The 16,921-nt window shown below is 42.7% G+C and carries 19 protein-coding genes and 1 tRNA gene; 6 read left to right on the forward strand and 14 right to left on the reverse strand.

The genetic code is table 11. From position 1 onward, the window contains the following. Positions 1–134: 134 nt before the first annotated feature. From BLV62_RS10730 to BLV62_RS10755, 6 genes are read right to left on the reverse strand one after another with little or no spacing between them, the layout of a single operon-like run. Entirely contained in the window at positions 135–1,805 is a 1,671-nt protein-coding gene (locus BLV62_RS10730; protein WP_089761465.1) for a SulP family inorganic anion transporter, read from the reverse strand. Positions 1,806–1,859: 54 nt separating this feature from the next. Further along, positions 1,860–2,303 carry a DUF983 domain-containing protein gene (locus BLV62_RS10735; protein WP_139170097.1) on the reverse strand — a complete coding sequence of 148 codons (444 nt, stop codon included), beginning with the start codon at positions 2,301–2,303 and terminating at the stop codon, positions 1,860–1,862. A gap of 17 nt (positions 2,304–2,320) precedes the next feature. After that, complete coding sequence (locus BLV62_RS10740; RefSeq protein WP_139170100.1) at positions 2,321–2,545, reverse strand: hypothetical protein; 225 nt, start codon at positions 2,543–2,545, stop codon at positions 2,321–2,323. Positions 2,546–2,601: 56 nt separating this feature from the next. Continuing rightward, positions 2,602–3,285 (reverse strand): carbonic anhydrase, encoded by a 684-nt coding sequence (locus BLV62_RS10745; protein WP_089761469.1) that lies wholly within the window; start codon positions 3,283–3,285, stop codon positions 2,602–2,604. After that, positions 3,282–3,845: a methyltransferase domain-containing protein gene (locus tag BLV62_RS10750; RefSeq protein WP_225889561.1), complete on the reverse strand. Its 564-nt coding sequence runs from the start codon at positions 3,843–3,845 to the stop codon at positions 3,282–3,284. Before BLV62_RS10750 ends, BLV62_RS10745 begins: the two co-directional genes overlap by 4 nt. A 42-nt stretch (positions 3,846–3,887) precedes the next feature. Next, complete coding sequence (locus tag BLV62_RS10755; RefSeq protein WP_089761473.1) at positions 3,888–4,292, reverse strand: biotin/lipoyl attachment domain-containing protein; 405 nt, start codon at positions 4,290–4,292, stop codon at positions 3,888–3,890. Positions 4,293–4,387: 95 nt separating this feature from the next. Here BLV62_RS10755 and BLV62_RS10760 point away from each other — a divergent pair, with 95 nt between their 5' ends. The 6 genes from BLV62_RS10760 to BLV62_RS10785 all read left to right on the forward strand — a co-directional run bounded on the left by BLV62_RS10760 (position 4,388) and on the right by BLV62_RS10785 (position 8,550). After that, positions 4,388–5,101: a Crp/Fnr family transcriptional regulator gene (locus BLV62_RS10760; protein WP_089761475.1), complete on the forward strand. Its 714-nt coding sequence runs from the start codon at positions 4,388–4,390 to the stop codon at positions 5,099–5,101. A 502-nt stretch (positions 5,102–5,603) separates the two neighbouring features. After that, positions 5,604–6,116: a hypothetical protein gene (locus BLV62_RS10765; RefSeq protein WP_089761477.1), complete on the forward strand. Its 513-nt coding sequence runs from the start codon at positions 5,604–5,606 to the stop codon at positions 6,114–6,116. A gap of 76 nt (positions 6,117–6,192) precedes the next feature. Then, positions 6,193–6,534, forward strand: a complete 342-nt coding sequence (locus tag BLV62_RS10770; RefSeq protein ID WP_089761479.1) for a phosphoadenosine phosphosulfate reductase domain-containing protein — start codon at positions 6,193–6,195, stop codon at positions 6,532–6,534. 222 nt (positions 6,535–6,756) lie between these two features. Continuing rightward, positions 6,757–7,065: a J domain-containing protein gene (locus BLV62_RS10775; RefSeq protein WP_089761481.1), complete on the forward strand. Its 309-nt coding sequence runs from the start codon at positions 6,757–6,759 to the stop codon at positions 7,063–7,065. 82 nt (positions 7,066–7,147) lie between these two features. Beyond that, positions 7,148–7,933, forward strand: a complete 786-nt coding sequence (locus BLV62_RS10780) for a DUF3560 domain-containing protein (RefSeq protein WP_089761482.1) — start codon at positions 7,148–7,150, stop codon at positions 7,931–7,933. 365 nt (positions 7,934–8,298) lie between these two features. After that, on the forward strand, positions 8,299–8,550 hold the full coding sequence (locus BLV62_RS10785; RefSeq protein ID WP_089761484.1) for a hypothetical protein: 252 nt from the start codon (positions 8,299–8,301) through the stop codon (positions 8,548–8,550). Here BLV62_RS10785 and BLV62_RS10790 read toward each other — a convergent pair. The 8 genes from BLV62_RS10790 to BLV62_RS10825 all read right to left on the reverse strand — a co-directional run bounded on the left by BLV62_RS10790 (position 8,527) and on the right by BLV62_RS10825 (position 16,921). Next, positions 8,527–9,630, reverse strand: a complete 1,104-nt coding sequence (locus tag BLV62_RS10790) for a site-specific integrase (RefSeq protein ID WP_089761486.1) — start codon at positions 9,628–9,630, stop codon at positions 8,527–8,529. The genes BLV62_RS10785 and BLV62_RS10790 overlap by 24 nt on opposite strands. Positions 9,631–9,995: 365 nt before the next feature. Then, positions 9,996–10,079: transfer RNA gene (locus BLV62_RS10795), tRNA-Leu, on the reverse strand. 133 nt (positions 10,080–10,212) lie between these two features. Beyond that, positions 10,213–11,598 (reverse strand): undecaprenyl-phosphate glucose phosphotransferase, encoded by a 1,386-nt coding sequence (locus BLV62_RS10800; RefSeq protein WP_089761488.1) that lies wholly within the window; start codon positions 11,596–11,598, stop codon positions 10,213–10,215. Positions 11,599–11,625: 27 nt separating this feature from the next. After that, positions 11,626–12,849: a WcaI family glycosyltransferase gene (locus tag BLV62_RS10805; RefSeq protein ID WP_089761489.1), complete on the reverse strand. Its 1,224-nt coding sequence runs from the start codon at positions 12,847–12,849 to the stop codon at positions 11,626–11,628. 11 nt (positions 12,850–12,860) lie between these two features. Then, on the reverse strand, positions 12,861–14,300 hold the full coding sequence (locus tag BLV62_RS10810) for a capsule assembly Wzi family protein (protein ID WP_089761491.1): 1,440 nt from the start codon (positions 14,298–14,300) through the stop codon (positions 12,861–12,863). After that, the gene (locus BLV62_RS10815; RefSeq protein WP_089761493.1) at positions 14,297–14,878 is read right to left on the reverse strand and encodes a WcaF family extracellular polysaccharide biosynthesis acetyltransferase; all 582 of its coding nucleotides are present in this window, start codon (positions 14,876–14,878) and stop codon (positions 14,297–14,299) included. The genes BLV62_RS10810 and BLV62_RS10815 overlap by 4 nt, the downstream gene beginning before the upstream one ends. A 6-nt stretch (positions 14,879–14,884) precedes the next feature. Further along, positions 14,885–15,790 (reverse strand): glycosyltransferase family 2 protein, encoded by a 906-nt coding sequence (locus tag BLV62_RS10820; protein ID WP_089761494.1) that lies wholly within the window; start codon positions 15,788–15,790, stop codon positions 14,885–14,887. Beyond that, complete coding sequence (locus BLV62_RS10825; RefSeq protein WP_089761496.1) at positions 15,791–16,921, reverse strand: XrtY-associated glycosyltransferase XYAG1; 1,131 nt, start codon at positions 16,919–16,921, stop codon at positions 15,791–15,793.

Here is a 16,921-nt window from a genome sequence, read left to right on the forward strand (position 1 = left end):
AGGGCCCCTTTTTTCCTACTGATCAAATCAGATATAGTACTGTCATCCACGACACTATATCATTTTTGTCTAACTTTCAAATATGCGATACGCAGAAAAAAAATGATTGGTTTTTGATATAATAGCTTTTTATGTTAATTTATTCCCTTTTTTTCAAGGATCACTTTTTCACTTCTTTCTATGGCTTTAGCAAACGTTTCAACAACGTTCGATTTTCCTATACTGAATAATAAGCGGGCTTTCCTCAATTCGTCGAATACTTCTTTTGTAAGCACCTCAGACAAAATCAATTTTGTTCCTTGATGTTTCATGTCCTTACTTACTTCTTTAATTATTTGAATACCTGTAGCATCTATAATAGGTACATTTCTCATTCTGATAATTAATACCTGTGGAGCAGCTTCTATTATTCTAATGGCGTCCTTGAATTTATATGCTGCACCGAAAAAAAGAGGGCCTGTTATTTCAAACACCTCAACCCCGTGCGGTATTATGAAATTAGATACTGCTAAAGGATCATTATTCGCTTTGTTACCATTAAATTGTTTCGATATTACACTAACGTTACTGAATTGCGCCATTTTTCTCATAAATAGAAACATTGAAAGTACCATACCAATTTCTATCGCTACTGTCAGATCGATTATTACTGTTAAAAGGAATGTGACAATAAGAACAGCGGCATCATTTTTCGAGCCTTTAGCTATAGAAACAAAATTTTCCCACTCACTCATATTATAGGTTACTACTACCAGAATGCCTGCCAATGTTGCCATAGGGATAAGCGCAGCCCATTTGCCAGCAAACATTATAATCAACAATAATGTTAGTGAGTGAATTATTCCGGCTACGGGTGTACGGCCGCCATTCTTAATATTGGTGGCGGTTCTTGCAATTGCGCCGGTGGCTGGAATACCTCCAAAAAGGGACGAAAAAATATTGGCAATCCCTTGCGCAACTAACTCCATATTACTTTTATGCTTCCCTCCAATCATTCCATCGGCAACAACAGCTGATAACAGTGATTCAATCCCTCCAAGCAATGCGATAGTAAAAGCAGGTTGTATCAATAGCTTTATTGTATCAAAATCAAGATTGGGAAGAGATGGCAGTGGTAGCGAAGTGGGAATTCTTCCAAATCTGCTCCCTATGGTGTCAATCGGTAAATGAAAGAATGTAGCGATTAACGTCGATAGAATGATTGCCACCAATGACCCCGGAACCCTGTGAGTAACTCTAGGCCAAAGAAAAACAACAAGTGTTGTGAAAACAGCAATAGCCAGGGAATAATAGTTGATGGAAGAAATCTTTTGCCCATATACGATCCATTTTTTAATAAAATCCGATGGCAATGATGTTATTTCTAATCCAAAGAAGTCTTTTATCTGTGATGAGAATATTACTAGTGCGATACCGCTCGTAAAACCTACTATGAGAGGATGTGGTATAAATTTTATTACAGATCCGAGTCGTGCTATCCCCATTATAATCAGGATAACTCCAGCCATAAAGGTGGCGATAATGAGGCCGCTGACACCGTGCTGCTGTACTATACCATAAACTATTATAATAAAGGCGCCTGTAGGACCACCTATTTGCACCTTACTTCCTCCAAAAGCTGAAATAATGAACCCTGCTATAACAGCAGTGTAAAGTCCTTTTTCCGGCGATACGCCGGATGCAATCGCAAAGGCAATTGCAAGTGGCAATGCTACAATACCGACAATCAATCCTGCGAGTAAATCCCTAACAAATTGAATGCGTGTATATCCTTTTAATGTTTCGAGTAATTTAGGAGTAAACATAAGAAATACTTAAAACATAGTTTTGCCACTATCGGTAGTTCGTGAACAAGCAATTTATGAAGATGGTATTTTTTGTATATTTTTCTCAACTTTCCTTCGATTCATTAGATTTTCGGCTTCGGGATCATGACCTACATAAAAGGTTAAGTATAAAGTTCTGGAAAGTCGCATCAGCAATGGCATTGAGAGTGTAAGTATAATGCCATTGACAATTAGCCAATGAAAAATACTATTATCTCTCCATGTTATACCAAATATCAGCCAATACCAAATTAAATTAAAAACGGAAAACATAACTGCCAATACATAACTTACGTACCCTGTTCCATACCAAAATCCTATTTCGAGTTCTGTCCGCTGACCACATACAGGGCAGTTGTCATGCATGTCCAGCACCTTTTTTAAATCGTATGGATTATCGTTCTTGAATAACTTCCCTTTCCTGCAACGGGGACATTTATTCTTTAAAATACTTAAAATAAAATTTGATTTTTTCATTTTTTCTATTTTTTCGCCTAGTCTTCGATTACCTGTCTAACTATTTTACTTTGAATAATTTTAAGAGCGAATTGATAGCGACCTCTCAGATCATCTTTGTGTGTAAGAGCCATTAGTTCTTCTATCGCGGTTTTCAACTTGTCCATGCATCGCTGAACTAGAAAGCCATTTATTTTCTTCGCTGTCATATTAGAAATGGCAATTTGAATGACCTCCTCAATTTCAACATCATCTTTTGCCATCTGAATTTGTTTAATTATAATAGAGACATATTCGTTTATAGTCATAAGTAATGTTTTTATTGTAAGAACTCAACTTCACCGCTTTCCAAATTATAAACCGCTCCTAAAACCTTTAATTCATTGCTCTGTAATCTTTTGGCGAGACTGGTATCTAAAACTACCATATGACACATGTGCCTAACATTAGCCTTTACACAGGCTTCAACATAATTTGAGTTATCAACAACTGCTTTTATTTCCGGTTCATTATTTAGCGTATCTAATATAGATTTGAGGTATCCATTTGCTACTTCATGCTTTGTAAATGCTTCGATAGCCCCGCACCGCTCATGTCCTATTATTATTACCAATGGAATACTCAAATGTTTCACTCCATATTCAATACTACCCATTTCTATAGCACTAAGTAAATTACCTGCAGATCGAATAACAAATAGATCGCCCAGCCCTTGATCAAATATAAGTTCAGGAGACACTCTTGAATCTGAACAACTAACTATAATTGCAAAGGGATGCTGCTGTTGTGCAACTTCAGTTATTCGTTGCTGCGTAACATCCGGATGGATTTGATGGTGGTGTACGAATCGCTTATTTCCATCCTTCAGGGTATTCCAAGCGAATGTAGCGGTCAAGGGTTGACTGTCCTGATTTAATTGGTGTCCATTACAGGCTGTAAGAGCTCTAATAGCAATAGACACAAAAGCTATCCCGATCAACATTTGCCGGCGGATCTTTATCATTTCTTAACCCACATTTTTAATAGAAAATCCCTGGAGGCTTCTACAATTTGATAACTAGGTGGAACTTCATCTTCCAGGCTGTGGTAAGTCACCAATCTGGTTCCACGCGGCCTGTCATTTAATTCTTTATATAAGTATCGTGAATAATAGTGGTACAAACTGGTAGAGTACTCGATCAAGTGATCTATTCTATCTTTGGAGTCGATATTTTCAAAGAAAGCATTATAAAAATAAAAGTGGTCAAACTGAGCAAAATCGATTTGGGTGAAATTTCCATGCATAAACTCCGCATTTTCTATCCTGGTAAACTCCTTTGCTGCCAACGCGTAATGATGTAGCTCGCTTCTTTGTTCAATTCCAAAAAATGTAGCTTCAGGAAAGTAATGAGCACCAATAAGTGAAAACTTTCCAACACCGCTGCCGATGTCAAGTATGCTTTTACCATTTTCCGCGGCAAGAAAGCTGGCAGCTTTTTTTGCCACTCTTACCGGTGTCCAATGCCGCTTTGACAATTGCTGTATCCTTTCAGGATATAGCCAGTCAAATGTTGCATCAGTCATGAACCTTGCAGATTTAAGAAGAACCTTTCCCATAACCAATAATTAATGAGTTACCTTACCCTGAATTAACTTTTGATAATTTTCTGGTGACAAAAGAGGCTCCTGGCTATAAAATTTTAAGGGGGTGACAAAAAATATCCATCCCTTGTCTTGCGGGCTTTCCAGAATAAGGTTTAGATTTCCGGATAGTTTCTGATTCTGTCCAAGGTATTTACAATGAATAGGAGCAAGTATAGGGATAATTTCGTCAGATGTATGGATTTCAGCAATAATGCTCCCTTGATCAATAATACCCTTCGGATTGAGCCACTTAATATTATTAATATTCTTAATTCCTTTCAGCCTGTACATAGAAACACCGACAAACCCAACTGAGCCGTTAAAATCGATCCACTCATGATTAGAAGTAAAATTGATCCTGGGGCGAGAAATTGTTGATATTTTCATAATGCAAAGGTACCTTTGATTCAGTTTGATTTAACTGATACTTTTCAATTTAAAAATTGAAAAAAGTCACTTTTTATCGCTTATATAACATATTTATGAGTTTAACAGGTCTATTTCCTATTGACAAATGGAATTTTAAAACTCAGTCGATTTTAAATGATTTGCCAGGAAACGAATTCGCCGATCTATATTCTTATATGCAGGAGCAACGTTATGGCAAAGGGGAAATCATTTTTAGAGAAGGAGCAGTAGCAGCTGGTATTTATTTTATTAAAAAAGGTAAGATTAAAAAATATCAGGTAGATCAGTCTGGGCGGGAACAAATAATTTATGTAGCAAACACAGGCGAATTAATTGGTTACCACGCTATTTTAGCTGATGAACGATATCCGGATTCTGCTGCCACTCTTGAAGAGAGTGTTATTTCATTCATTCCTAAAGATGATTTTTTAAAAGTTTTAGGCAAATCCATTGAGTTGCCACGCCGGCTGCTTAAAGTACTGAGCCATGAATTTGCGGTACTAACAAATAGTATCTCTGTTTTTGCACAACGTTCCGTAAAGGAAAGATTGGCTATCACCTTAATTGTTTTGCGCGAAAAATTTAAAGCGGAGACAAAAGAGGGTGAAGATATTATGATCAACCTTTCACGTACCGATTTAGCCAATATTGTCGGCACCGGAAATGAAAATATCGTTCGGTTTTTAACCGAATTTAAAGCTGCCGGTATTATTACAGCCAAGGGCAGGAAAATATGTATAAAAGAGATTAAACAACTGATTAAAATTTCCGGATATGGCAACGTTTAAATAAAGGATATAATCTATTTTATTATAAAGCCCGATAAAGCAGATTCTCCCATAGTCAACTCCATTTTTCTACTTACATAGAATTATGTACTGAGGTATCCGAGCTACTTCGATTATTTCACTGGTGTCCAGCAAAAACATTGCGCTCTCAAAAAGCATTGCTAATTAACAACAGGGACATTTCTTTACATATAACAGCCCTGGTGTAAAATATCGCATGGTTGTTACACCACCTTTGACCGTATAAAATACTCAGTGTATGGTCAAGTCAAAAACAAGTTTTACGCCCCCTGATTTAACTAGCGTAACGGTATATTTTACTATACTCGGTCTACGTCCCATGTATGCCGAAGCATTCTATCTATATTATACCTCTCATAACTGGATGTTGGAAAATAAAGCCCCAGTGAAAAACTGGAAAGTCCTCGCATATAATTGGGTAGCCTCCTTTTCCAAAGGTAAACCATTAAACAAAAAATCTATTCACTGCTAATATTTCCCTATGCCACAGAATAAATATACGTCCTTAGCAGCGGAATTGAACGAGTTAGGTATAGATAAGAAGATAACTGCCCTGATCGAAGAAAACGACAAACTGGGAGAAACGTACGTTCTGGCCCATGCGATTAAAGAGTTTCCTAATCCCCAAATGGGAACAAAGGATACTTTAGCCGTTGATCTAAATTTCTACCGCCTTAATACAAAAGATATCTTCTTCTTGCAAAGCATGTCGGTTTACTTTTTCCGGCATCTGCGGGGAGCCAACGGCCAAACTATTGAATTATCCGAAGATTTTTCTAAACAACTTTCCAAACTCCCTACCCTGGACCAGGCGTATGATCGGTTTTGTAAGCTCCTTGCCGGTCAACCATTGACCGATGAATTTATTCCCTCTCCCCAGGGTTTTGAAGACAAAGTGGAAAAAAATAATCAACGTCTCTTTGAAAAAAAGTTCAAGCGATCAAAAACGATGAAAGAGAAAGGTGCGGCCAGGATAAAGCGACCACGTAAATAGCTTATTCTCGCCAAAATGGCTTCAAAAACTCCATTGGCGCAGCCAATGCTGGTGTAAACGTGTGAAAAATTGTTGTATGAGAAAGAGGTTGTTGATAAGTTTTTCAGGTGGGCGTACCAGTGCATTTATGACGCATTGGCTTCTCACCAACATGCAGGATGAATTTGAAATGCCGGTGGTGTTTGCTAATACAGGTAAAGAACGTGAAGAAACGCTTGAATTTATTCAGCAATGTGATAAGCATTTTGACTTTAACTTGGTCTGGATCGAAAGTGTTGCCAATTATCAGAAAGGAAAAGGTGTATCTGCCCGTGTCGTTTCTTTTGAAAATGCCAGCAGAAATGGCGAGCCTTTTGAATCCTTTATAAAAAGCATGGTATCCCGAATATGGGTGCCCCTAAGTGCTCACGGGAATTGAAGGCTTATGCTATAAAAGCCTACGCCCGAAGTATAGGATGGAAGCGATATACAACTGCCATAGGTATCCGACATGATGAACCTAAACGGATTAATTGGGAATCTGCTAACCGGCAACGGATTATCTATCCTCTTGTTACAATGATACCGTGCGCAAAAAGTGATATCAATTCCTTTTGGATGAAACAACCGTTTGAAGTCAATATTATAAATCAGTAAAGACATGGCTAAATCATTTCTGGACGGTTATAAAACCTACGATACCCGCGATGGATACGGAAACGCGAAACAGTGGAAAAAGGCGTTTAATCAGCGGATGAGTAAGGAAGAAGCCGAATCCATTTTAAGCAGACAGCAGGAAACACCTTACAATATTTTGCAGATATCACCCGGCGCCACCCAGGCAGAAATTAAGAAAGCATACCGGCAGTTAATTAAAGAATGGCATCCAGATAAAAACCAGCACCGCAGTGAAGAGGCGGAGGAAATGAGCAAAAAAATCATAGCGGCGTTTTCTATGCTCTCTCATTAGTTCACTTTAAACAATATCGTTTCTGTTTTCAGGCTGCTGGAATTTCTGGCAGCCTATTTCCCTCACTTTTAAAATTTACTGTATGAAATATAATTATCATCAGCGCAGACAAAATCGTATTGCGTTTGCCAAAGCACAAGCTGAAAAGAACGAGCGTGCCTCAGATAGCTTTTATAATGCTGCAAAACATATATCAATTTTTATACCTCCTGGTCAACCGATTCTGGTAGGTCATCACTCAGAAAAACGGCATCGGCGTGAACAAAAAAAAATTGATAATAATATGCGCAAAAGCTATGAAGCAAGCGATAAAGCAATATACTATGAGGATAAGGCAAAAAACATTGAGAAAAACCATACTATTTCATCTGACAATCCTGATGCCCTGGAACTGCTTCACCAAAAACTGAATGATTTGACTGCCTTACAGGAATTTATGAAATCAGCAAATAAGGCCATCCGAAAAAATGATAAAGCGGCGTTTTTAAAAATCCCTAAAGCTACGGACGCTATGTGGGAGAAACTTAATACCCCCGATTGGATCGGCCGGAAAGGATTCCCTGACTATAAATTGACAAATAATAACAGCGTTATCAATAACACCCGGAAACGTATTGCCAGCCTGGAAATATTGACGCAAAAGACAACGACAGAAAGAACAGAAAAAGGGGTGCGAATTGTGGAAAACGTAGAAGCAAACAGGATTCAGTTAGTTTTTCCTGCCAAACCCAATAAGGAAGTGAGAACGAAACTACGGCGTCAGTATGGCTTTAATTTTTGTTACGAGGAAATGGCCTGGCAGCGACAACTGAACAATGCCGGTATTTACGCGGCTGATGCCTTTATAGAAAGTTATAATCCAGAATGATCAAATATTCAGCAAGCGTCGGCAATGGCGCTTGCTGAATACATCATTCAGACGAAGTTTGTAGATTCAAAGTAGCAAATAACCTACTGCGGGCGACTTTCATCTGTATCCTGTTGCTCATCCCTTCTTTCTTTGGTGGCCCCCCAAAGAAAGAAGCAAAGAAAGCGGCAATAGCTAAAAAAACAGGCTTCGACTGTTTCTGTGTGCTTTCCCCTCTCATCAACTGCAAAAATGCCAGGTATATATACGATTGATTAAAATAGAAAGTAGATCATTGCCTTACCAGATTCCTTTTCACATCTGTAAGCCCTGATGTAAAAAAACTTTCTTTTTCATTGGACATTTGTAGTATAAAACGTTGTAGAATGGTAAGTAAGGATGAATTAATAATAATGCGGGCCATCGCACTTTGTTTTAAACCCTTTCTGAAAGTTGAGGAAGCGCTTATTTATACGAATCTCGGCAGAACCCAGTTTTCCAGGAGATGTGAAGAATTCGGAATTGCAAAAAATAGCAGCGGCTATTTTAAAAGGGAGGAGCTGCATGTTATGATGTCTGGTGAGCCCTCACCCTTAATAGCCGCTGCTGCCAAACTAAATATTAAGAAAATAAGGTAATAGTTCCGGACTGGGCAAATTACTTATGGTAGTTGTTTGGTCCTTTGGCCGGTGGCGCTTGTATGTTTTTCGTACCTGTTCGGTTGTTGCATGACCGAGTAAATAGGCTACTGTTGCATCATCTACCAGTTTATCCTGTAGGAGGATGCTAAAACTTAAACGAGCGCATGACCAGGTGATGTGCTTATTGATGGCTGTGGCCTTTATCCATTGCAGCAAAATCTTATTGGCCCCATCAGCCGACGGTAATCGGAATACTAATGCCTTTTTGTTATCCCGGTTATCCAGCAGCCTTTTCCGTTTTTCTAAAATCAGTTTTGCTATGGGATGTAAAGTGAGGGTAACGGGCAGGCCAGTTTTTGCCTGAATGATACGTGTCGTAAGGACCGAACGGTTTAATTGCTCCCAACTCAAAGTAAACACGTCTACCCAGCGTAATCCTGTATAGCAACAGAAAATGAAGGCTTCCTGAACTTCTGCATTCAGACATGGTGTCTTTATCAGGTCCAGGTATTCCTCCACCTCCAGAAATTCCTTCAGTTTAGTACTTGGGTTAGATTTTGCACTTACCTTTTCAGTTGGATTCTGTAGATAGTAGCCGTCTACAGTTGCTGCTGCCAACACCCATTTGAAGCGGGAATAGTAATCGGAAGGAGTTTCTCCTGTATATTTATCCAACAAGTATCGCCTGAATCTTTTACAGAGATTCTCTGAAATTTCTATTGGCGCCACAAAATCCTTTCCCATGAATGCCTTGAACTGAGTAAGGCTGTTTTGCAGGTGGCGATTGCCCTTTCTTTGATGCTGCTTTACATAATCGGTATAATAGTCCAAAAAATTGGCCTTGAATTTATGTTGGGGGATAAAGGCTGTACCAACCGCCTGCTTTTCGATAGTCAGCTGGCTTTTTTTAAGCTCAATTAAAGACAATGACTGCTTGTTATGATTCTTCTCTGTCTGATTTTTGGGCTTAGTGTAGATAAAGATACCTGTAGTTGGCCGTTGTCCTTTTTTACGGCCATAGTCGTAATAGAAGATAATTTTATTCCCCTTCTTATTCTTTCGCTTCAAGAAATTCATACCGCACAATTTTTAAAGGTGATAACAATAAGGCACAAGGAACATACCGGACCAGCCTGGATTGTAGCCTGAAAACCGGAAAGGGGAGAATGCGGGAAGAAGTACAAAAAAGATTTTTTTTCGTACACACGTGTACGTATGCCAACTTGCCTGAAGGTGACAGTACTTTTTTTAAAGATGAAAAATTGGCGCTTTTTACCCTGATATTGACGGGTGGGTGCTGATAATAGCAAATGAAATTGGTGTGTCATTTGGTGTGTCAAAAATGTGTCGGAAATAGTGGGAGAAAGCGTGGAAAAGCGTGGAAAACCGACATTGACACAAATAAAAAGGGTTGTAAATCAATGACTTACAACCCTTTTGTGTGCCCAGAACTGGATTCGAACCAGCACACCCTTGCAGGCGCTGCGACCTGAACACAGTGCGTCTACCAATTTCGCCATCTGGGCATTCAGGGAGCGCAAAGATAAGCAAGCATTCTATTCTTCCAAATTTTTTTCTATATTTTCTTTATACAGGCCAGTTTGTCAACCCTTCAGCGCCGCATCATACAAGCAAAAACACGCGTAAGGTGACCGTCATTCAAAATGCATTTTCCTCTCCTTTGATCGTATTCCGGATCGTTAGGAATATAATACGCAGATCCAGGTATATCGACCAGTTTTCCATATACCAGATATCGTGTTCAATTCTTTTGCGAAGGTGCGCTTCGTCCGTGATCTCGCCCCGTAAGCCGCTAACCTGCGCCCATCCTGTGATACCGGGTTTGAGGAAATGACGGATCATATACTGCTGGATAGCGCGGGAATACTCTTCGGTATGTCGCAGCATATGCGGGCGTGGCCCAACTATCGACATATGTCCCATCCAGACGTTGAGGAATTGCGGCATCTCGTCCAGGTTGGTTTTACGGAGTATGCGACCTATGCGTGTAAAGCGGCTGTCGTTGCGCGTTGCCTGGCGGGAGTCGGCGTCCTTGTTTACGTACATGCTGCGTAATTTTAAACAGGGGAAATTCTGGTTATTGCGGCCGGTCCGGTATTGGATAAAAAATATGGGGCCAGCCGACTCCAGCCTGATAAGTAACGCCAGCAAAGGGATCAGCCAGGTGAGAATAAAGATGATCACCAGGCTGCTGAACACAATATCGAACACCCGTTTGCGTATACGGTTGGCAATATCATCCAGCGGTTCGGCGCGCAATGATATGATGGGAATGTTGTTGAAATAGTCTATAAAGATCTGGCGGTTTACAAACAACTTAAAGTCTGGTACAAACCGGAAGTGGATGAGGTTTAATTCTGCTTCCCTTGCGAGTGTGTATAAGTAAGGGAATTTTTCGGGAGATAAAGTAGAGTAGATCTCCCGGATGTTATTAGCCTGCGCATACGGCACACAGGCCGCCAGGTTGCCGATCACCGGGTAATAGGAGAGCTCATGTACATTGTTTTGCTCCTCGAAATATCCTTCAAATTTTAGATTGCTGTTATCTTCCAGCAGCTTGCTCGCCAGTTCTTTCGACAGCTCATTATACCCCAGGATCACCACTTTCTTTTCTACTCCCCTGCGATGCATGATATGGCTGGTGACACGGTAAAAGATCCAGCGACCTAATATCACCATCAGGATAAAACCTGTGCAGTACATAAGGATGAACAGGCGGGAATATAATTGTTTGGAAAAGAACAGGAACAGCAATAACAACAACAAGTAGAGGAGAACGCTCTGCACTGTTTTCCGTGCAATGCGGTCAAACGATAATTGCTGGCTCAGGAAATATATGCCTGTAGTATATAGGGCTACCATCCAGGAGAGGTTGGACGCTGCAAGGAAAATATCAACGTTGATGTCCTGCATGCGGTCGTACCGCTGCAACCAGGAGCTGGTAAGGTAAAAAAGGACATTCAGAGAAATAAAATCCAGCACAATCAACTGGATACTGCAAATCTTAAGATACCGGTTCAACATAAAAAAGAGATGGTTGATCAATAATAGCTACGCTACCTGTTCTTTAAAGCGCGTCATTACAGCCGAAATAGAAAGATGGGTTGCTGCATAATTGCGGGCATTTCTCGCAATATCTGTCGTGTTTTGCGATATGGCCCTGGCAATGCCGGTTTGCAAAGCTTCCTGGTTATCGGCATCTACCAGTATCCCCATATTATGCCGGCTCACCAGTTCATGCAAACCAGTGCCGGGATTGGCAGTGATAAGCGCAATGCCTCCTACCGCCAGGATAGTGGTGAGCTTGGAAGGCATCACCAGGTCGCTGGCATGCGACTTCTGGATCACCAGGTGTACATCTGCCATATTCAGGAATTGATTGAACTGACTTGCAGGCTGCAACGGCAGGAAAGTGGTATTCTCCAGTTGCAGTTGTTCGGCCATTTGCTCCAACCTGGCTTTATACGGGCCTGAACCACAGATAAGGAACCGGATACCCGGCTCGTGCTTCCATGCAGCGGCTGCATGCAGCAATGATTCCAGTCCCTGCTTTTCGCCGATCGCTCCTGAATACAAAACGATCTTATCGGTTGCCGCAAAGCCAAATGCTTCTTTCAATGCCGCTTTATCTGTTAACGGATGAAATTTTGATACGTCCACCCAGTTAGGGAAAAGAAGGACCTCCCTGCCTGTTTTATCGCCTATTTTACGGATCATGCCGTCGGCTATACTGCTTACATGATCCGCATTCCGCAGGATGAGCCGCTCTATCCTCAACAGCATATTGATAAGGCGTTTAGATCGGATCATCGCTAAATCCCGCGCCGCTTCTATCTGCAGGTCCTGCACATGGTATACGAACGTGGCGCCCCGTAACTTTTTGTATAAGGTTGCCAGCAGGCCCAGGTGAAATGGCGGAGCTACTGTTATCACGATATCGAATTTTTGGCCAAACGCCAGTTGCATTATTTTAAAGAATGTGGATGCGGCGAAAGACATATCCTGCAACATCCGCTTCTTGCCGGAAGGATTGGCCGGCACATATTGCGGGCACCTGTATATTGTAATATTCCCGTCCACTTCTTTCTTAAACCAGTTCCGCGCCCGGTCATAAGGCGGCTGAACCTTCCATTGCGGATAGTAAGGATAGGTAGTGATGACCGTACAGTCGTAGCCGTTGTCTGCCAGCCAGCTAATCATCTCACCGTTGTATTTTCCGATGCCTGTTGGCTCCGGAGAAAAGTTACCGCCTATCAGTAATACTCGTTTACTCATATACGTTATATTTAGATCTTGCTTTTCCAGTTCCACAGAATACCCAGCATAAACCCGACGTTGTTGGTCAGTTGCCCCTGATCCACAGCCAGGGAGGCAGTGAGCAATACGCCTTTCCCCGGCAGTTGGTATTGCAGTTCCTCCAGCGTATACCATTGCCGCTTTGGCGGCGTGAACAGCGCTGGATTGGTATAAGTGCCATAGTTCTGTGTAAAGGTGATGAGCGTTCTGCCGGATAGTTTTCCCGCCAGGCGATACAGGAGGCCGATATGACCACCCACTACGCGGTTATTGATGATATTGCCGCCTTTCCCGCGAAGGGAATCTTTGGGCAGGTCCCAGTCCAGTGGCTTTATCCCGGGAAAGTAGTGCTGCCCCCTGTAACGGTCTGTGAACAGTGGAGTTCCGATTATACGTTCATGATAATCCCACCCGGTCAGGTACACGCCGTTGTTATAATAACTTTCCCTGAGACGTTGCAGGTAAAAATCATTTGACTGCTTTGTATAAAGAAATTCTACTGTTATTTTACTTAGCCAGCTACCAGCCTTTTTATTGGTAAACGTAATGCCAAGCAGCCGGTCTATATTCCGGATATCGATGCCCTGGCCGGATTCAAAAGGCGTCTGGTTGAACAGGCGCAGCGCGAGCAGCTCATTTTCCCAGTCGATTCCCGCTTCAATAATACCGCGATGATCGCCTGGCCGGTTGGGTTGTATGTTCGTGTTGCCTACAGTACCGTCGTCTTTTGTTTTTACAAGCAATACATCCATAAACCCCTGCCAGTTGCGGGTGATAGCCGGAAGGTCCTTGCGGCTGCCGCCCCATACCGCATAATGCTGTATGCCTCCAAATAGTTTAAGCTTGTTTTTCCCGATCCGGAGATAGAAGTTTTTTTCATGCAACCAGGCATTTTTAATGAACTGGTCTTTTCCCATCCAGCCGTGGCTGATCAATCCCTTGAACTGCAACCATCCGTTTGTCCAGGGTACATTGGTATACCTGGTTACTGCCAGCCCTACCTTCGGGATGGGCAGGGCATTGCCGCTGATCCCAAGCGAACCGCTGCTCAGCAGGGGATCTGCTTCCCCGGTGATCTCTTCGTACCGCCCTGCGCGTATTTCCCAGTTCTTATATCCCGCTTTTACAAATCCCTGTTCAATGAAGGTGCTAGTAAATTGGTTATTGTTATACACATCCAGCCCCAGCTTCAGGTAAAAACGCTCCTGCCATATATATTGCTTGCTGAAGCCAAGATGTGCAGAGACATCTCCTTTCCGGTCGCTGATGGTGCCAAACCGTTTTGATACCATCCACAATGGCATATAGTTTTTTGTAGCTACCGTGCCAATGGCGCCGGCATGTACTTCAAGCGAATCCGTCAGCCAATGTTGCCCCTGCAGCCGTAGCCACATGCATATGAACAATAACAGTACAGCACTTTTTTTCATATAGCCGCCATGTTTAGAAGGGTGAGCGGGTGTGTTGCCATTTCCCGTTTACGTACCACTACCGCCGGGTTGCCGGAATAGATCTGCCAGGGCTCAAGGTCTTTCGACGCCATACTGCCCACCGTGAGCACACTGTGCGATCCGCACGTCACGCCGGCGCATACCACCGCCATTGCGCCTATCCAGGCCCCGTTTTCTATATGAATATTTCCAAGCCTGTAAGGGAAGTCCGGTTGTTTGTAATCGTGGTTGCCGGTCAGCAGCAGCGCGCCCTGTGAAATGCATACATGATCGCCCAGGGTTACATCCGCCAGGTTATCTATCCAAACACCTTCTCCCAGCCAGCAATGATCGCCAATGGTTAACCGCCAGGGGTACTTGATGCGGACCTTTGTTTTTATAACCAGGCCTTTACCTACCCTGGCGCCAAACAGCCGTAACAGCGCACTTTTCATCGCATATGGCCAGGGGAATGCGCTATTGAGCACATAATAATTGCAGAAGTACCAGGCCAGCACTTTCCATTTGGGGCCGGCATAATAATTACCGGTGTTAAAAGCTGCGAGATTGGTTGCCATACGATATCAGATATGAATGTTATAATCCTGTTTCAGCAGCGCCATAATATCTTCCTTGCTTTCTCCGCCTTTCAGCTTTTGTTGAAATTCCTGTACGTTAACGTCTACGAGCAAACGATACCAGTATCCCTGCATGAAATGGAACAGGAATCCTTTGTAGCCGTCAAGGAACCCGCAACGCAGCACATAACGGAAAAGGAAATACATGGAAGCTCTGGCGCCCGGTGAGAGTGCTGCATACACTCTTTCCTTAAGGAACCGTTTGCGACGGGCCTGCGAGCCCCGCGCTCTTAACAGGCGGTCGTCTGTTTGCCAGAAACCATAACGGATATTCAGCAGATCCACCATTTCCCGGATAGCATAGTTGTTATGTTTATTTACCCACCAGTGAATAGAGTTAAGGTTATCGTCCACGATGTGTTCGTCGAACCGCAGGGTATGGCCGCCAGACAATACGATATGCTCGTCCATCCAGCGTTGTTCAATACTGCCTATTCCGTTGCGCCAGATCCTGAGAAGCGTATGCGGGTAAAAGCCGCCATACCGGATCCATTTTCCTTTAAATAATACCTTCCTGCGTATATATATCCCGGTTATATCTTCCGGTATAGTATCCAGGCGTTCGTTTATCTCCCGTACCAACCCTGGTTCCAGGTATTCATCTGCATCCATGCGCATGACCCAGGGGGCTGTGATGCCCGCATGGTCTAACGCCCATTGAAACTGGTCGGCATAATTGACCCATTTACGCTGAAAGACCTTTGCTCCATAGCTTTCTGCGATGGCTGCCGTATCGTCGGTAGAGAAAGCATCTACCACGTAAATAGCAGTTGCTATCTGCTTCAGGCTACGTAAACATCGCGCCAGGTGCAATGATTCATTATAGGTTAGTATCACTACAGCCAATTCCATCTAGTTACATTTTTCGTATAATTGAACATATGAAGATGCCAGCCTGGCATCATTAAAATCATCCCGGATCTGCCCGGGGGCGTGGCGGGTAATGTATTGCCGCCGTGATTTATCTTTAAAGGCTTCTTCCAGTTGACGGGTGATCGTTTCTATACTGTCTATCGGCGTGATCCAACCCATGTTATGGTCCTTTACATAGCCCGCCAATCCTACCTGGTCGCTGATCAATACCGGGGTGCCGGCATATAGGGCTTCTATGACCACGATCGCAAAATTCTCATTGCGGGAGGTAAGGGCAAAAAGGTCGGTAGCGGCAAGAAAATGAAATTTTTCCTCGCTGCCTTTCCAGCCTACCCAGTCTACTTTCTCTTCCATATCCAATTGTGCAATTAATTCTTTCAGCTCCAGGATATATTTTTCATCGCCCGTGCCGGCAATCTGCAGGCGATAGGGGAATGATACTCCCGAAAGCGCCCGTATCAGGAGATCCAATCCTTTCTTGGGGTCGACGCGCGACAAAAAACTGATGGTGAATGCACTGTTATCTTTTCGTTTATAACTGCCCTCGGGCAGCTCCACCAGGTTAAATACCTGGCCTCCTTCCCATCCCTTATTTACCTGCTGGCATTCCTTCCATTCCATTTCCGAGGAAACATGGAGGTAAGTATTGCGCAACAGCCGTTTGCCCATTACATTATGCAGCAGTTGTTTGCTGCGGTTATTCCTGGAAGTGAATACATAGTCGCAGAACATGCCGTGCGGCGAAAGCAAGGGTTTCAGTTTTTTCCACTTGCATATAAATGAGGCGCCGATCACCAGGAAGTTCCACCATGAGTGGATATGTATTTTATCAAACTGTTGTGCATTTTTCCAAACCGCTTTCCATAAAGCGGGCGACACGTGCGTATGGTCGCCGGTGATCCGTTTGAAGTAAGTTACCTTTACACCATCCACCATGATGGTGCTGTTGGCTGCCACCTCCAGCTCCTTTCCGCCGTTGGCGGTAGTAGTATATACCTCAACAATATGTCCCATCTGCGTTAACTGTTCTGCCAGGCGGGCAATTACCACAATTGGTCCGCCATATACAAATGCAGGCTTATAAGATGGAACGATGAAAAGTATCTTCAT

Source organism: Chitinophaga terrae (ex Kim and Jung 2007), assembly GCF_900107795.1.
GTDB lineage: Bacteria > Bacteroidota > Bacteroidia > Chitinophagales > Chitinophagaceae > Chitinophaga > Chitinophaga terrae.

Excerpts from the sequence above, each read along its gene's own strand:
- BLV62_RS10760 (WP_089761475.1), top strand. The coding sequence starts at position 4,388 with ATGAGTTTAACAGGTCTATTTCCTATTGACAAATGGAATTTTAAAACT.
- BLV62_RS10825 (WP_089761496.1), bottom strand. The coding sequence starts at position 16,921 with ATGAAGATACTTTTCATCGTTCCATCTTATAAGCCTGCATTTGTATAT.
- BLV62_RS10815 (WP_089761493.1), bottom strand. The coding sequence starts at position 14,878 with ATGGCAACCAATCTCGCAGCTTTTAACACCGGTAATTATTATGCCGGC.
- BLV62_RS10800 (WP_089761488.1), bottom strand. The coding sequence starts at position 11,598 with ATGTTGAACCGGTATCTTAAGATTTGCAGTATCCAGTTGATTGTGCTG.
- BLV62_RS10770 (WP_089761479.1), top strand. The coding sequence starts at position 6,193 with ATGAGAAAGAGGTTGTTGATAAGTTTTTCAGGTGGGCGTACCAGTGCA.
- BLV62_RS10765 (WP_089761477.1), top strand. The coding sequence starts at position 5,604 with ATGCCACAGAATAAATATACGTCCTTAGCAGCGGAATTGAACGAGTTA.
- BLV62_RS10785 (WP_089761484.1), top strand. The coding sequence starts at position 8,299 with ATGGTAAGTAAGGATGAATTAATAATAATGCGGGCCATCGCACTTTGT.
- BLV62_RS10775 (WP_089761481.1), top strand. The coding sequence starts at position 6,757 with ATGGCTAAATCATTTCTGGACGGTTATAAAACCTACGATACCCGCGAT.
- BLV62_RS10740 (WP_139170100.1), bottom strand. The coding sequence starts at position 2,545 with ATGGCAAAAGATGATGTTGAAATTGAGGAGGTCATTCAAATTGCCATT.
- BLV62_RS10730 (WP_089761465.1), bottom strand. The coding sequence starts at position 1,805 with ATGTTTACTCCTAAATTACTCGAAACATTAAAAGGATATACACGCATT.
- BLV62_RS10780 (WP_089761482.1), top strand. The coding sequence starts at position 7,148 with ATGAAATATAATTATCATCAGCGCAGACAAAATCGTATTGCGTTTGCC.
- BLV62_RS10745 (WP_089761469.1), bottom strand. The coding sequence starts at position 3,285 with ATGATAAAGATCCGCCGGCAAATGTTGATCGGGATAGCTTTTGTGTCT.
- BLV62_RS10805 (WP_089761489.1), bottom strand. The coding sequence starts at position 12,849 with ATGAGTAAACGAGTATTACTGATAGGCGGTAACTTTTCTCCGGAGCCA.
- BLV62_RS10735 (WP_139170097.1), bottom strand. The coding sequence starts at position 2,303 with ATGAAAAAATCAAATTTTATTTTAAGTATTTTAAAGAATAAATGTCCC.
- BLV62_RS10820 (WP_089761494.1), bottom strand. The coding sequence starts at position 15,790 with ATGGAATTGGCTGTAGTGATACTAACCTATAATGAATCATTGCACCTG.
- BLV62_RS10790 (WP_089761486.1), bottom strand. The coding sequence starts at position 9,630 with ATGAATTTCTTGAAGCGAAAGAATAAGAAGGGGAATAAAATTATCTTC.
- BLV62_RS10755 (WP_089761473.1), bottom strand. The coding sequence starts at position 4,292 with ATGAAAATATCAACAATTTCTCGCCCCAGGATCAATTTTACTTCTAAT.
- BLV62_RS10750 (WP_225889561.1), bottom strand. The coding sequence starts at position 3,845 with ATGACTGATGCAACATTTGACTGGCTATATCCTGAAAGGATACAGCAA.
- BLV62_RS10810 (WP_089761491.1), bottom strand. The coding sequence starts at position 14,300 with ATGAAAAAAAGTGCTGTACTGTTATTGTTCATATGCATGTGGCTACGG.